This is a genomic window from Nonomuraea sp. NPDC048826, assembly GCF_043198225.1.
Lineage (GTDB): Bacteria > Actinomycetota > Actinomycetes > Streptosporangiales > Streptosporangiaceae > Nonomuraea.
Window position 1 is genome coordinate 905997 of sequence record NZ_JBICUQ010000003.1, and the last position, 15765, is coordinate 921761.

Annotated in this window: 6 protein-coding genes; all 6 read left to right on the forward strand. The window is 74.9% G+C overall.

The annotated features are described in order from the left end of the window. Nucleotides 1-5 precede the first annotated feature (5 nt). The gene (locus ACGFI7_RS14505; RefSeq protein WP_393403860.1) at nt 6-1091 is read left to right on the forward strand and encodes a nucleotide disphospho-sugar-binding domain-containing protein; all 1086 of its coding nucleotides are present in this window, start codon (nt 6-8) and stop codon (nt 1089-1091) included. Continuing rightward, nucleotides 1088-2407: a P450-derived glycosyltransferase activator gene (locus ACGFI7_RS14510; RefSeq protein WP_393403863.1), complete on the forward strand. Its 1320-nt coding sequence runs from the start codon at nt 1088-1090 to the stop codon at nt 2405-2407. The genes ACGFI7_RS14505 and ACGFI7_RS14510 overlap by 4 nt, the downstream gene beginning before the upstream one ends. Before the next feature lie 7 nt (nt 2408-2414). Continuing rightward, entirely contained in the window at nt 2415-3692 is a 1278-nt protein-coding gene (locus tag ACGFI7_RS14515) for an activator-dependent family glycosyltransferase (RefSeq protein ID WP_393403866.1), read from the forward strand. Between the two features lie 111 nt (nt 3693-3803). Next, nucleotides 3804-4784 (forward strand): nucleotide disphospho-sugar-binding domain-containing protein, encoded by a 981-nt coding sequence (locus ACGFI7_RS14520; RefSeq protein WP_393403869.1) that lies wholly within the window; start codon nt 3804-3806, stop codon nt 4782-4784. A 71-nt stretch (nt 4785-4855) separates the two neighbouring features. Next, nucleotides 4856-9706 carry a type I polyketide synthase gene (locus tag ACGFI7_RS14525; RefSeq protein WP_393403872.1) on the forward strand — a complete coding sequence of 1617 codons (4851 nt, stop codon included), beginning with the start codon at nt 4856-4858 and terminating at the stop codon, nt 9704-9706. Continuing rightward, nucleotides 9707-15765, forward strand: a 6059-nt coding sequence (locus ACGFI7_RS14530; protein ID WP_393403874.1) for a type I polyketide synthase, incomplete at its 3' end; no start/stop codon positions are given. It abuts the gene before it with no gap.

Here is a 15765-nt window from a genome sequence, read left to right on the forward strand (position 1 = left end):
GCCACGTGCGCGTGCTCGTCACCACCGCGAGATGGTCCCACCTCACCGGCCTCGTCCCGCTGGCGTGGACGCTGCGGACCGCGGGACACGAGGTGTGCCTCGCCGTGCCGCCCGCGCTCCTGCCCGAGGCGCGCGGCACCGGCCTGCCCGTGGCGGTGGTGATGCCGGGAAGCGTGGCAGGCGCCGGGGACACCGAGGCGGAGGTCGACCCGGCGGACCTGGCCCGTTTCGCCGCCTCCTGGAAACCCCGCCTCGTCGTCTGGGACGGCGACGGCTTCGCCGGCCCGCTCGCCGCGCACGCGGTCGGCACCGCGCACGTCCGCGTCCTGACCGAACCGGACCGCTGGGGCCGGGCGTGGACCTCCCCGTCCGGCCGCCGCGACCTGGCCCGCCGGTTGAGCGCCGGGGCCGCCAGATTCGGCGCCGCGTTCTCCGAGGACCTGGTGCTGGGCCAGGCGACGATCGACCTGCTGCCCTCCTGCCTCCGGTTACCGCTGGAGGGCGAGGTCCAGGTGGTCCGGCAGGCGCCGTACGACGGGGTGGCCGTCGCCCCGCCATGGCTCCAGAGGAAGTCGAGACTTCCGAGAGTCGGCGTCACGCTGACACGGCCGCGGTCCGCCTCGGCGGCGGCCGTCCTCGAGGCGGTGGCGGGACTGGACGTCGACGTGGTGGCGGTCCTCGACTCCGCCGCGCTCCCGGCCGGCACCCGCGTCCCCGCCAACGTCCGGCTCCTGGACCACCTGTCGCTGACCGTCCTGTTGCCGCACTGCGCCGCTCTCGTGCACGACGGGGAGCCGGTCGCGATCCTGGCGGCGATGATCCACGGAGTGCCCCAGCTGGGCCTGGCCACCTCTGCCTGGGGCGACAGCGACGTCATGGCCGAGGTCGAACGTTCCGGCGCGGGACTGTCCGGCGACGCCGGCGCGCTGCCGGAGCAGATCACCCGGCTCCTGGAGGAGCCGTCGATCCGGGACGGCGCGGTTTCGGCACGAGAGGAGATGTCGTGCAGGCCCACCCCGCACGACATCGTCCCCTGGCTTGCGAAGCTCGCGGCCGATCCGCTATCCCCGGGGGGCTCACGCCGGCCATGACCAGACATCAGATCGACCCGCGGCTCCACAACGACAGCGACCTCGCGCGTCACCTGCTGACCGTGCGCGGCGTCCAGTGGTTGCAGGGGGAGCGCGGCGTGCCGCTGGCGCGCATCCTGCGTGCCCAGGACGCCGACCCCCGCGTGTGGTACGCGGAGTTGCGCGGCCATCCGGCGCTGCGGCAGAGCGACCTCGACGTGTGGGTCATCGCCGAGCACGCGGTCGCGGCCCAGGTCATGGCCGACCCTGGGCTGAAGGTGCGGGATCCGAGGTTCGTCCGGAGGCGCAGACGGGTCTACGGCCTCGACGCCGACACGACGCCCAAGCACGTGCTGGCGATCGACGACGCCACCCTGGCCCTGGAGCGCGACGATCACGACAGGTTGCGGCGGCTGACCGAACCCGTGCTCGGGGCCGCCGCCATGAACGCCCGCCGCACGCCGGTGGCGGCCGTCTTCGACGAGGTCGCCGGGGACCTGACCGGCGGGTTCGACCTGATGACCGACTACGCGACCAGGGGCGTCATCGTGGCGCTCGCCAACGTGGTCGGCCTGCCCCTCGCGGAGCGTCCGCAGTTCGCCGCCGACGTCATGGGCGCCGGGCACGTGCTGGACGCTCTGCTGTGCCCGCCCACCCTGCCCTGCGCCCGCAGGCTGGTGGAGTGCTTCGACCGGATCAAGAAGACGGTCGCCGGCCTCGTCGGCGAGGGCCGGGGCCCGGACCGGGCGGAGCAGGGCACCGTGCTCCACGAGCTGGCGCTCCTCACCGGCGGGGAGGAGCGGGAGGCGGACACGCTCGCGGCGATCCTGCTCACCCTCGTCCTGGGCACGCACCTGACGTCGAACCTGATCTGCAACGCCGTCCTGGCGCTGCTGGCCCACCCCGATCAGTGCGCCCTGCTGCGCGAGGACCCCTCGCTCGCCGGCGCCGTGGTGGAGGAGACCCTGCGGTACGACGCGCCACTCAAGATCGTCAGCAGGATCTCCGGCAGCGACACGGACCTGTGCGGCGTCACGGTCAACGCCGGAGACCAGGTCGTGGTCCTCATCGACGCCGCCAACCGCGATCCCGCGGCGTTCCTCGAGCCGGAGACCTTCGACCTGACCAGGGCCGGCTCGGCGGCGCACCTGACCTTCGACGATTTCCCCGCCCGGCTCGTCGCCCCCGTCGTGCGGATGCTGGCCACCGAGGCGATCCGGGCGCTCGTACCGCTTCTTCCCGTTCTGGAACCGGCCGGAGAGGTCGTGAGGCATGTCCGCTCGCCCGTGATCGGGTTGATCGCACGGTGCCCGGTTTCCACGATCCCGCTGAGGTAGGTGACAGATGCGCGTCCTGTTCACGGTGTTCGCGTCCCCGACCCACGTGTACAACCTCGTGCCGCTGGCCTGGGCGCTCCGCGCGGCCGGGCACGAGGTCTTCGTCGCCGGCCAGCCGGGCGTCGTGGACGTGGCCACCATGTCGGGGCTGCCGGCGGTCGCCGTGGGCGACCAGGAGACCGGCGGCTCCTGGCGCGACGGCGGCGCGTGGAACCAGGTGGCTCTCAGCCGCGGTCTCTCCGCGCCGCACGAGGAGCAGCTCCTGCGCGGCTGGGACCACGTGCTCGGCGAGGTCACGATGGGCTGCGGCGTCAGGTACGAGTCGCTGGCCGACCAGTCCTTCGCCGACGACCTGGTGAAGACCGCCTGCGCCTGGGAGCCCGACCTCATCATCTGGGACGCGCTGACGTTCCCCGGCCCCATCGCGGCCTACGCCAGCGGCGCCGCGCACGCCCGCCTGCTGTTCGGCCTCGACTACACCTACCGCCTCTACCAGGACTACGTCCGGCTGCGTGACCAGCAGCCGCCGGAACGACGCGACGACCCGCTGACGGACTGGTTCACCGGCCGGCTCGCCAGGATCGGCCGCCGGTACGAGCCGGACATGGCGACCGAGTTGCTCACCGGGCAATGGAGCATCGACCCCGCGCCCGCCTGGATGCGGCTGCCCACCACCCTGCCCACCGTGTCGGTCCGTGCGCTGTCGTCACCCGGGCCCGTGGTCATCCCGGACTGGGTGCACACGCCCCCCACCAAGCCGCGGGTCTGCCTCACCTTCGGGCTGACGATGCGTGAGGTGTTCGGCGACACCGGCGTCTCCACCGGCGACCTGCTGCGCGAACTCGCCGACCTGGACATCGAGCTCGTCGCCACCCTCGACACCAGCCTGCTCGACATGTCCACGATCCCGGACAACGTCACCATCGTGGACTTCATCCCGCTCAACGAGTTGCTGCCCACCTGCTCGGCGATGGTGCACCACGCCGGGGCCGGCACCAGGAACCTGGCGATCACCCACGGCGTGCCGAGCGTCGTCATCCCGCACCCGTTCTGGGACGGGCCGGAGTGCGGGCGCATGTTCGAGGCCCGCGGCATCGGGCTGTACCTGCCGCTGGAGGAGTTCACCCCGGCGACGCTCAAGGCCAAGCTGGTCTCCGTCCTGGACGATCCGTCGTTCCGCGCCGGCGCGAAGGAGGCCCAGCGGGACCTGCTCGCCGCGCCCACCCCGCACAGCGTCGTGCCGACCCTCGAAGAGCTGACCAACCGCTACCGGCGCAGGCTCTGAAGCGACAGGCACACCCCTACTGCCGCGCCGCCGCCCCAGGGTAAGGGGGTCCCGGCCGGCCCGCCGGGCGTTACATTCGGCACCGGAGAGAGCGGCCTCGCGGAGGGTCTCATGCGTGTGTTGCTGGCGGTGCCGTCCTCACGAGCGCGCCTGTACGGAATGGTCCCGTTGGGGTGGGCGCTGCGCACGGCGGGGCACGCGGTGCAGATCGCCGGACGGGCCCCGTTCACCCGGGAGATCACGGCGACGGGGTTCGTCGCGGTGAGCGTCGAGGAGCCGGCCGGTGACGACCCGTACGAGCTGGGCGGTGTGCTCGACTACGCCGCCCGGTGGCGTCCGGACCTGGTCGTCTGGGACGCGGCGGCCCGCGGCGTGGCCGAGGCCGCGCGGCAGGTCGGCGCCGCCGGCGCGTGCCTGATGGGGCCGCTCGACCACGGCACCGTGCCTCAGGACCCGGGCGCCGTCACCCTGACCACCCTGCCGGAGGCGCTGCGGCCCGCCGCCCACGCCGGTCATCACCCGGTGCGGTTCGTGCCCTACACGGGTCCCGCCGAGCTCCCGTCCTGGCTGGGCAGGAAACCGCGCAGGCCGCGCGTCTACGTGTCCCGGGTGGACGCCGCGCCGCTGGGCGGGCTCCTCGACGCGGCCGGCGCCAGACATGTCGAGATCGTGTGCGCGGCTGCCCAGGTGCCGGAAGGGCTGCGGCTGCCCCCCAACGTCCGGCTCGTGGACGGCGTCCCGGAGGTCGCGGTGCTCCTCTCGTGCGCGGCGGTCGTGCACGACGGCGATCCCGTGGCGGCGGTGACCGCGCTCGCCTGCGGGCTGCCCCAGCTCGCGCTCGTGTCCCGTGACGGCCCGGCCAGGAAGGACGGCCTTCCCGCGGAGGTCGCGCGTCTCGGCGCCGGCCTGGTGGCCGACCCGGCCGACGCGGGGACACCGGCCGCGCACCTCGACCGGCTGCTGGGCGACGCCACGCTGCGGGAAGGCGCGGAGCGGGCGCGGCAGCGGATCGCGGAGTCGCCGAGTCCGCGTGACGTGGTTCCCACGCTGGCCGGCCTGGCCCCGGCTTTGGGGGTGCGCCCGGACGAATAGGGGTGTGTGGCGATTTGCCGTCTCTGTAGCGTTCAGCGCGACACCATTCGCGCGACAGTGGGGTGAGCGGCGTGGCCGACGAGGAGGAGCTGCGCTCCTATCTCCGGCGGGCGACGGCCGACCTGCAGCGGACGCGACGGCGGCTCCGGGAGGTCGAGGCGAGCAGCACCGAGCCGATCGCGATCATCGGCATGGGCTGCAGGTATCCAGGCGACGTCGCCTCGCCCGAGGATCTGTGGCGCCTGGTCGCCGACGGCCGCGACGCCATCGGTGAGTTCCCCGCCGACCGAGGCTGGGACCTGGACGCCATCTACGATCCCGAACCCGATCAGCCGGGCAGGACCTACGTGCGGCACGGCGGCTTCCTGTACGACGCGGCGGAGTTCGACGCGGCGTTCTTCGGCATCAGCCCCCTGGAAGCCCGCAACACCGACCCGCAGGAACGCATGCTGCTGGAGGTCACCTGGGAGGCGCTGGAGCGGGCGGGCATCGCCCCCGACTCGCTGGGCGGCAGCCGCACGGGCGTGTTCACCGGGGTGATGTACCACGACTACGGCCCCGGCGACCCGGCCGGCAGCATGGTCTCCGGCCACATCGCCTACAGCTTCGGCCTGGAAGGGCCCGCCGTGAGCCTGGACACGGCCTGCTCGTCGTCGCTGGTCGCCCTGCACCTGGCCGCGGATTCGCTGCGGCGCGGCGAGTGCTCGCTCGCGCTCGCGGGCGGCGTGGCGATCATGGCGACGCCGCAGATCTTCCTGGACTTCAGCAGGCGGCGCGGGCTGGCCCCCGACGGCCGGTGCAAGTCGTTCTCCGACGACGCCGACGGCACCGCCTGGTCCGAGGGCGCCGGGATGCTCGTCCTGGAACGGCTCTCCGAGGCGCTGAGCCGTGGGCACCGGGTTCTCGCCGTGCTCCGCGGCTCGGCGGTGAACCAGGACGGCGCGAGCAACGGCATCACCGCGCCGAACGGGCCCTCGCAGGTGAAGGTGATCAAGAGCGCGCTGGCGGCGGCCGGGCTCACGCCGCCGGACGTGGACGCGGTGGAGGCCCACGGCACGGGCACCGCACTCGGCGACCCCATCGAGGCGCAGTCCCTGCTCGCGACGTACGGCACGGGCAGGCCGGCGGACCGGCCGCTCATGCTCGGGTCGATCAAGTCCAACCTCGGGCACGCCCAGGCGGCGGCCGGCATCGCCGGGATCATCAAGATGGTCATGGCGATGCGCCACGGCGAGCTGCCCAGGACCCTGCACGTGCGTGAGCCGTCCCGGCACGTGGACTGGTCGGCGGGCGCGGTCGAGCTGCTCACCGAGCCGAAGCCGTGGCCGCGACCCGGCCGCCCGCGCCGGGCGGTGGTCTCGTCGTTCGGAGCCAGCGGCACCAACGCGCACGTGATCCTCGAAGAGCCGCCGGACACAGAAGAAACGGCGGACACGGCGGACGGGACGTCCGCGGTGATCACGCCGCTCGTGCTGTCCGCGAAGACCGACGACGCCCTGCGCGAGTACGCCGGGCGGCTGGCCGGGCATCTGGCCGCGCACCCGGACGAGCGGCTGGCCGACCTCGGCCTCTCCCTGGTGACCGGCCGCGCGTCCTTCGACCGGCGCGCGGTCCTGCCGGTCAGGGACCGCGCCGAGGCGGAGGGACGGCTGCGCGCCCTGGCGGCCGGTGAGTCACCGCTCGGCGTGGTGACGGGCACGGCCGACGTCAGGGGCAGAACCGTCTTCGTCTTCCCCGGCCAGGGTTCCCAGTGGCCGGGGATGGCCGCCTCGCTGCTGGCCGGGTCCGAGGTGTTCGCCGAGAGCCTGCGCGCCTGCGAGCAGGCCCTGGGCAAGAGCCTGGACTGGCGGGTGACCGAGGTGCTGCGCGGCGAGCCCGGCGCGCCGCCCGCCGACCGGGTGGACGTCGTCCAGCCGGCCCTGTGGGCGGTGATGGTCTCGCTGGCGGCCGTGTGGCGCGCTCACGGCGTCGAGCCCGACGTGGTGATCGGGCACTCGCAGGGCGAGATCGCGGCGGCCTGCGTGGCCGGCCTGCTCTCGCTGGAGGACGCCGCCCAGGTCGTGGCCCTGCGCAGCCGGGCGATCGGCGAGGTGCTCGATCGCGGCGGCGGCATGCTCGCGGTGGGACTGCCGGCCGCCGACGTGACGCCCCGCCTCGGCCGGTGGCAGGACCGGATCGCGCTCGCCGCGGACAACGGCCCCCGCTCGGTCGTGCTGTCCGGGGACGCCGACGCGCTCGAAGAGCTCCGGCTGGAGCTGGTGGCCCAGGACGTGCGGGCCAAGCGGGTGCCGGTGGACTACGCGTCGCACGCCCCGCCCGTCGACGCGCTGCGCGGACGGCTGCTGGAGGACCTCGCTCCCGTCGCCCCCCGGGCGGGTCACACGACGATGCTGTCCACGGTCACGGGCCTGCCGGTCGACGCCGGGACCATGGACGCCGCGTACTGGTTCGAGAACCTGCGGCGGACGGTCCGGTTCGGTCCCGTCGTGGCCGAGCTGGCCCGGACCGGTCACGCGGTGTTCGTGGAGGTCAGCCCGCACCCCGTGCTGACCATGAGCATCCAGGAGACGCTGGACGAGGCCGGCGTCGACGCGGTGGTCGCCGCCACGCTGCGGCGCGACGAGGGCGGCGTCGAGCGCTTCGCCGAGTCGCTCGGCGAGCTGCACGTGCGCGGCGCGAAGACCCGCTGGACCCCCTTCTTCCCCGGCGCCCGGCCGGTCGAGCTGCCCACCTATCCCTTCCAGCGCACCCGGTACTGGGAGACGAAACCCGGGCCGCCGCCCGCTGAGGCCGCCGGCCGCGCGGACGATCGCGCCTTCTGGCTGGACGTGGAGCGCGAGGACGCCGGGGCGCTCGCCGACAGGCTCGGCCTCGACACCGACCGGCTGCGGGAGGTGCTGCCCCGCCTGTCGGCGTGGCGGCGCGACCGCGTACGGGAGACGCGCCTGGACTCCTGGTCCTACCGGGTCGCGTGGCCGCCGCTCGACCTGAAGGGGTCCTCGGCCCTGCGCGGCGCCTGGCTGGTCGTCAGGCCACCGGAGAACGCGAAGGCCGACGCGCTCGCCGCCGGGCTGGCGCGTCGCGGCGCCACGGTGATCGACACGGTGATCGACACGGTGATCGGCCTGGAGTCCGGTGGCGCGGATCGGGCGGAGCTCGCGCGACGGCTGCGCTCGGCGCTGGGTGACACCCGTCCCGCCGGGGTGCTCTCCCTCCTGGCGCTGGACGAGCGGCCCCACCCCGCGCATCCGGTGCTGTCCCACGGACTCGAAGGCACGCTCCGGCTGCTCGGGGCGCTCCACGACGCGGACGTCACCGCGCCGCTCTGGTGCGTGACGACCGGAGCGGTGGCGGTGAACCGGTTCGAGGACGTGGACCCGGCGGCGGCCGCGCTCTGGGGCATGGGCACGGTCCTCTCCCTGGACCACCCCGGCACGTGGGGCGGCCTGGTCGACGTCGCCGACGTGGCGGACGACGCCGCACTCGACCGGCTCTGCCGCGTGCTTTCCGGCTCCGATCACGAGGATCAGGTGGCCGTACGGCAGGCAGGGGCGTTCGGCAGGCGCATGGTGCGGGCCCCCGCCGGCCCTGACGCCGCGGCCGCGTGGCGGCCGCGCGGCACCGTGCTGGTGACCGGCGGCACCGGAGCGGCGGGCGGGCACGTCGCCCGCTGGCTCGCCGACAACGGCGCCGAACACGTCGTCCTGGCCGGCCGCCGGGGCCCGCGGGCGCCCGGCGCCGCCGAACTCGCCGCGGAGCTGGAGGGACGCGGCGTCGCCGTGAGCGTGCGGGCGTGCGACGTGGCGGACCGCGCGGCCGTCGCCGAACTGGTGGCCGGGCTGCCGCTGACCGCCGTCGTGCACGCGGCCGGAGTGCTGCCCGGCGAGGCGCCCGTGGTGGAGACCACCCCCGAGCGCTTCGCCGACGCCATGAGCGCCAAGGTCGCCGGCGCGGCGCACCTGGACGACCTGCTGGGCGATCGGCCGCTGGACGCCTTCGTGCTCTTCGGATCCGGCGCCGCCGTGTGGGGCTCGGCCGGCCGGCCCGCCTACGCCGCGGCCAACGCCTTCCTGGACGGCCTCGCCCAGCGCCGCCGCGCGCGCGGCCGTACCGCGACCTCGATCGCGTGGGGGTCCTGGGCCGGCGGCGGCATGGTGGACGACGACGCGAGCCGGCAGCTCCGCCGCATCGGCGTGGGCGACATGGATCCCGTCCTGCTCGTCCAGGCCATGGGCCGGGCGGTCGGCGCCGGAGAGGCCAACCTGGTGGTCGCGGACATCGACTGGGCCCGGTTCGCCCCCGTCTACGCCCTGCACCGCAGCCGCCCCCTCCTGCGCGACCTGCCCGACGCGTCCCAGCAGCTCGCCCCGCAGCCCGCCCAGGGCTCGGCCGAGGCCGGGCGGCTCAAGGACCGGCTGGCCACGACCGGGACGGCGGAGCGCCGCCGCGTGCTGCTCGACCTGGTGTGCACCCACGTCGCGGCGCTGCTCGGCCATGACAGCGCGGCGGCGGTCGAACCGGACCAGGCGTTCAAGGACGCGGGCTTCGACTCGGTGGCCGCGGTGGACCTCCGCAACCGGCTCAGCGCCGCGTGCGGGCTGCGGCTGCCCGCCACGCTGGCCTTCGACTTCGTCAACGCCGCCGGCGTGGCCGAAGAGCTGCGGAGCCGGTTGTTCCAGGACGACTCCGACGCGCCGATCTCGGTCGAACTGGACCGCCTGGAGGCCAGGCTCGCCGCCCTGCCGCGCGACGAGATCGAAGGCGCGCGGATCACCGCGCGCCTCCAGACGATGGTCGGGAAGCTGATCCGAACCCTTGACGACGATGCGGACGCGGTCGCCGAGCGGCTGCGGACGGCCACCGCCGACGACCTCTTCGAGCTGATCGACGACGAGTTCGGCGTGAACGGATACGAGGTGTAGATGGCCAGCGAGGAGAAGCTCGTCCACTACCTCAAGCAGGTGACAGCCAGCCTGCACCAGACACGCGAACGGCTGCGTGAGCTGGAGTCGGCCGAGCACGAGCCGATCGCCGTGGTCGCCATGGGCTGCCGGTTCCCCGGAGGGGTGACGTCACCGGACGACCTCTGGCGCCTGGTCGCCGGAGGCGTCGACGCCATCGGCCCCTTCCCGGCCGACCGCGGCTGGGATCTCGAGGCGCTCTTCGACGCCGACCCGGACCATCCCGGGACCAGCTACGTGACCGAGGGCGGGTTCCTCGACGGCGCCGGCCACTTCGACGCCGGGCTCTTCAACGTCTCACCGCGTGAGGCGCCGGCCATGGACCCGCAGCAGCGGCTGGCACTCGAACTGGCCTGGGAGACCTTCGAGCGGGCCGGGATCGCCCCGCACGCGCTCCGCGGCGCCCCGGTCGGCGTGTTCATCGGCAGCGGCGGCCAGGACTACTACGACGGGGTCGGGTCCGAGGTCCTGGCGGAGGTCGCGGGCGACTACTTCAGCACGGGCACCGCCGCGTCGGTCATCTCCGGCCGGATCGCCTACTGCTTCGGCCTGGAAGGACCGGCCGTCACCCTCGACACCGCCTGCTCGTCCTCCCTCGTCGCGCTGCACATCGCCTGCCAGGCCCTGCGCCGGCAGGAGTGCACGCTCGCCCTGTCGGGCGGCGTCACCGTGATGTCGACCCCCGCGCCCTTCCTGGCCTTCAGCAGGCAGCGCGGCCTGGCCCCCGACGGGCGGTGCAAGGCGTTCTCCGACGACGCCGACGGCACCGGCTGGTCGGAGGGGGCCGGGCTGGTGCTGCTGGAACGGCTCTCGGACGCGCGCCGCAACGGGCATCCCGTCCTGGCGGTCATCCGCGGCTCGGCGATCAACTCCGACGGGGCGTCCAACGGGCTCACCGCGCCGAACGGGCTGTCGCAGCAGCGCGTCATCCGGCAGGCGCTGGCCGCCGCCCGGCTGGCCCCCGCCGACGTCGACGCGGTCGAGGCCCACGGCACGGGCACCACGCTCGGCGACCCCATCGAGGCCGGCGCCCTGCTCGCGACCTACGGCGCGGACCGTCCCCAGGACCGGCCGTTGTGGCTCGGATCGATCAAGTCGAACATCGGGCACGCCCAGGCGGCCGCCGGGGTGGGCGGCCTCATCAAGATGGTGCTCGCCCTGCGGCACGGCACGCTGCCCAGAACCCTGCACGTGACGACGCCCAGCGGCGAGGTGGACTGGGCCGACGGGGCCGTGCGGCTGCTGACGAGCGAGCGGGCGTGGCCGCGCGCGGAGGACCGGCCGCGCCGCGCCGGCGTGTCCTCCTTCGGGGTCAGCGGGACGAACGCGCACGTGATCGTGGAGGAAGCCCCGGCGGAGGAGAGCGCCCCGGTCCCCGAGGGATCCGGATGGCCGCAGGGCGTCCCCGTGCCGGTGCCGGTCGCGGGACAGGGCGCGCGGGCGCTGAAAGCCCAGGCGGAACGGCTGGCGCCGGTGGCGGCGGAGGCGGGCGTGCTCGACCTCGGCCACTCGCTCGCGACCACGCGCGCGCCGCTGCTGCATCGCGCGGTGGTGCTCGCCCGGGACGCCGACGCGGCCGGGCGCGGGCTCGCGGCGATCGCCGCGGACGCCCCCGCCCCCGGCGTGGTGACGGGGTCGGCCGTCAGAGGAGCGACGGCGTTCCTGTTCCCCGGCCAGGGCGCGCAGCGGCTCGGCATGGGACGTGAGCTGCACGCGGCGTTCCCCGCCTTCGCCGAGGCCTTCGACGAGACGTGCGCCGCCTTCGACGGCCTGCTGGACCGGCCGCTGCGTGAGGTGATCTGGCACGAGGCTGAGCTGCTCGACCAGACGGGGTACACGCAGCCGGCGCTGTTCGCGATCGAGGTGGCGCTGGCGAAGCTGCTCGCCGCCTGGGGCGTCCGGCCCGCCCTGCTCCTCGGACACTCCGTCGGGGAGATCGTCGCCGCCCACGTCGCCGGGGTGTTCTCGCTCGCCGACGCCGCGACGCTGGTCGCCGCGCGCGCCCGGCTGATGCAGGCCCTGCCGCCGGGCGGCGCGATGGTGGCCGTCGAGGCGTCGGAGGAGGACGTGCTCCCGTGGCTGACGGACGGGGTGTGCCTGGCCGCGGTCAACGGCCCCGCCTCCGTCGTCGTCTCCGGTCCCGCCGACGCCGCGCACGCCGTCGCCGCGCGCTTCGCCGCCGCCGGCCGGAGGATCGGGCGGCTCCGGGTCTCGCACGCCTTCCACTCCTCGCTCATGGACCCGATGCTGGAGGAGTTCGCCCGCGTCGCCGCCCAGCTGACCTACGCGGCGCCGACCGTCCCCGTGGTGTCCGACCTCACCGGCGCGGTGGCATCCGCCGAGGAGCTGTGCTCTCCCGGCTACTGGGTACGGCACGTCAGGGAGCCGGTCAGGTTCCACGACGGGGTCCGGGCCCTGCGTGCCGCCGGGGTGTCCCGGTTCGTCGAGACCGGCCCGGCGGGGCCGCTGTCGCCGCTCGTCATGGAGAGCGCGGGCGGGGACGGCACGGTGGTGGTCTGCACGGCGCACCCCGGGCGAGGAGAGGCCGAGGCCGTGCTCACCGCGCTGTCGCGGCTGTACGTGAGCGGCGCCGACACCGACTGGGGCGCGGTCTTCGCGGGCCGGGGCGCGCGGCGGATCCCGCTGCCGACGTACGCGTTCCAGAGCCGGCGCTACTGGATCGACAGACGTGAGCGGCAGGGCGGGACGGCCGCCGGGCTGCACACGCTGGACCACCCGCTGCTGGGCGCGGCGATCAGCCTCGCCGGTGACACTGGCGCGGTGCTCACCGGCCGGCTGGCGCTCTCCCAGCAGCGGTGGCTGGCGGACCACGCCGTCAACGGGACCGTCATGCTGCCGGGGACCGCCTTCGTCGAGCTCGCCCTGGAGGCGGGCCACCACGTCGGCGCACCGAGGGTCGAAGAGCTGACCCTGAGCAGGCCGCTGGTGCTACCGCGGTCCGGCGGCGTGCGCGTCCAGCTCGTCGTGGGCGACGCCGACGAGGCCGGCCGCCGCTCCCTCGCCATCCACTCCCAGCCGGAGGACGCCGCCGCGGACGACCTCTGGACCACCCACGCGACCGGCACGCTGTCACCGTCCACCGGCGGGCCGGACGACGCCGGGCCGGCCCTCTGGCCTCCGCCGGACGCCGAACCGGTCCCGCTGGAAGGGCTGTACGACGAGCTGGCCGCGACCGGGCTGCGGTACGGGCCCGCCTTCCGAGCCCTGCGCGCGGCCTGGCGGCGCGACGGGGAGATCTTCGCCGAGGTGCGGCCGGCCGGGGATGCGGCGCACGACGCCGACCGGCTCCGGCTGCACCCGGTCGTCCTCGACGCCGGGACGCACGCCCTGCGCGCCGTGGGCGAGGGCGGCGCCGGGTTCGCGCCGTTCTCCTGGTCGGGCATCGAGCTGTCGGCCCGTTGCGGACCCGTCGCGCGGGTCCGCCTGACCGCGCTCGGGTCGCACTCCTTCGCCGTGCACGTGGCCGACGAGACGGGCGGCACGGTCGCGACCCTCGACGCCGCGGTCTTCCGTGCCCTCGATCCGGCGGGGGAGACGGCGCCGCCGTTGTACCGGCTGGTCTGGCGACCGTCCGCCGAGCCGCACCCCGCCGCGGCCGCGGCCCGGGTGGTGGACCTCGACGAGGTGGACCTCGCCGCACAGGCACAGGCACAGGCCACGGTCATGGTGCGGAGCGCGCCCGGCGCGGACGCCGAGACGGTGCGGGCGGCCTCGGAGCGCGCGCTGGCCGCCGTCCAGGCATGGCTGCGCGCGAGTGACGGGGATCCGCTGGTGGTGGTCACCAGCGGAGCCGTCTCCGTGGCCGGCGAGCCGGTGACGGACCTCGCCGGGGCGGCCGTATGGGGCCTGGTCAGGTCGGCGCAGACCGAGCATCCCGGCCGGTTCGTCCTGCTGGACGTCGACGACATGACCCGGGCGGCCGACCTGGTGCCCGGCGTCCTGGCCGCGCACGAGCCGCAGCTCGCGGTCCGCGGCGGCGAGCGGTACGTGGCCCGCCTGGTCAGATCCACGCCCGGTGGCGCCCCGGACACCGCCGGCCCGTCGTTCGGCGGCACCGGCACCGTGCTGGTCACCGGCGCGTCCGGAGCGCTCGGCGGCTCGGTGGCCAGGCATCTGGTGACCCGGCACGGGGTGCGCGATCTCGTGCTGCTCAGCCGTACCCCGGGAGCGGGCGCCGCGAAGCTGGCCGCCGATCTGGCGGAGCTCGGCGCGAGCGCGCACGTCGTCGCGTGCGACGTGGCCGACCGTGAGGCGCTGTCCGCCGTGCTGGCGGGCATCCCCGGCGACCGTCCGCTCAGCGCCGTCGTGCACCTCGCCGGCGTGCTCGACGACGGCGTGGTGACCGCCATGACGCCGGACCGGCTGGCCGCGGCGCTGCGGCCCAAGGTGGACGGCGCCGTCAACCTGCACGAGCTGACCAGAGATCGCGATCTGTCCGCGTTCGTGCTCTTCTCGTCGGTCTCCGCCGTCTTCGGCGCGCCGGGCCAGGCCAACTACGCCGCCGCCAACAGCTTCCTCGACGCCTTCGCCGTGAGCCTGCGCGCCGCCGGCCGCCCGGCGCTGTCCCTCGCGTGGGGCCTGTGGCGCGACGCCGACGGCATGGGAGGCAGGCTCAGCGAGGCGGACGTCGCCAGGCACACCGGCGGCGGCCTGACGCCCCTGACCGACGCCGAAGGGCTGGCCATGTTCGACGCCGCCCTCGGGGCGGCCGAGCCCGCGCTGGTGGCGGCGAAGCTCGACCTCCCGGTCCTGCGCGCCCAGGGCGGTGTGAGCTCCGGACTCGCCGGCGGGACGGCGGCGCCCGGTCCCACCGAAAGGACCCCGGCGCCGGAACGCCGTCGCGCCGACCTCCTGGAGCTGGTGCGCGAGCACGTGGCCGCGGTGGCGGCCTACGACTCGCCCGCCGACGTCGAGCCCGTCCTGGAGTTCCAGCAGCTCGGCTTCGACTCGCTGACCGCGCTCGAACTGCGCAACCGGCTGAGCCAGGTGACAGGACTGCGGCTGCCCGCGACCATGATCTTCGACTTCCCGACCCCGGAGACGCTCGCCGGGCACCTGTTCGAGCGGTTGTCAGGGACGGCGGAGCCCGTCGCGCCCCGGGAACGTCCCGACCACGACGATCCCATCGCCGTCGTGGGCATGGCCTGCCGGCTTCCCGGCGGCGTCGCTTCCCCGGAGGACCTCTGGACGCTGCTGGAGGAGGGGACCGACGCGATCGGCCCGTTCCCCGCCGACCGCGGCTGGAACGTGGACGCGCTCTACGACCCGGCGGGGCTCCGGCCCGGCAGCAGCTACGTGCGGGAGGGCGGGTTCCTGCGGGACGCGGGGGACTTCGACCCGGCGTTCTTCGGCATCGCGCCCAAGGACGCGCCCCTGATCGACCCGCAGCAGCGGCTGCTGCTGGAGGTGTCGTGGGAGGCGCTGGAGCGGGCCGGCATCAACCCGCGCTCGCTGCGGGGGAGCCGCACCGGCGTCTACGTCGGGGTGCAGTACCACGACTACGTCGGCACGGCCAGCGCCGGCTCGCTGGTCACCGGCCGGGTGGCCTACACGCTCGGGCTGGAGGGGCCGGCGGTGTCGGTGGACACGGCGTGTTCGTCGTCGTTGGTGGCGTTGCATGTGGCGGGTCAGGCGTTGCGGTCGGGGGATTGTGCGCTGGCGTTGGCGGGTGGGGTGACGGTGATGGCGACGCCGGAGACGTTCGTGGAGTTTTCGCGGCAGCGTGGGCTGGCGGTGGATGGGCGGTGCAAGGCGTTCGCGGGGGCGGCGGATGGGACGGGGTGGTCGGAGGGGGTGGGGGTGCTGGTGCTGGAGCGCCTGTCTGACGCCAGGCGTCATGGGCATCGGGTGTGGGCGGTGGTGCGGGGCAGTGCGGTGAATCAGGATGGGGCGTCGAACGGGTTTTCCGCGCCGAATGGTCCGTCGCAGCAGCGGGTGATTCGGGCGGCGTTGGCGGCTGGGGGGTTGTCGGCTGCTGATGTGGATGCGGTGGAGGCGCA

Bases quoted from the DNA above. Each gene is read 5' to 3' on its own strand.
- ACGFI7_RS14510 (WP_393403863.1), top strand. From the start codon at position 1,088: ATGACCAGACATCAGATCGACCCGCGGCTCCACAACGACAGCGACCTC.
- ACGFI7_RS14520 (WP_393403869.1), top strand. From the start codon at position 3,804: ATGCGTGTGTTGCTGGCGGTGCCGTCCTCACGAGCGCGCCTGTACGGA.
- ACGFI7_RS14515 (WP_393403866.1), top strand. From the start codon at position 2,415: ATGCGCGTCCTGTTCACGGTGTTCGCGTCCCCGACCCACGTGTACAAC.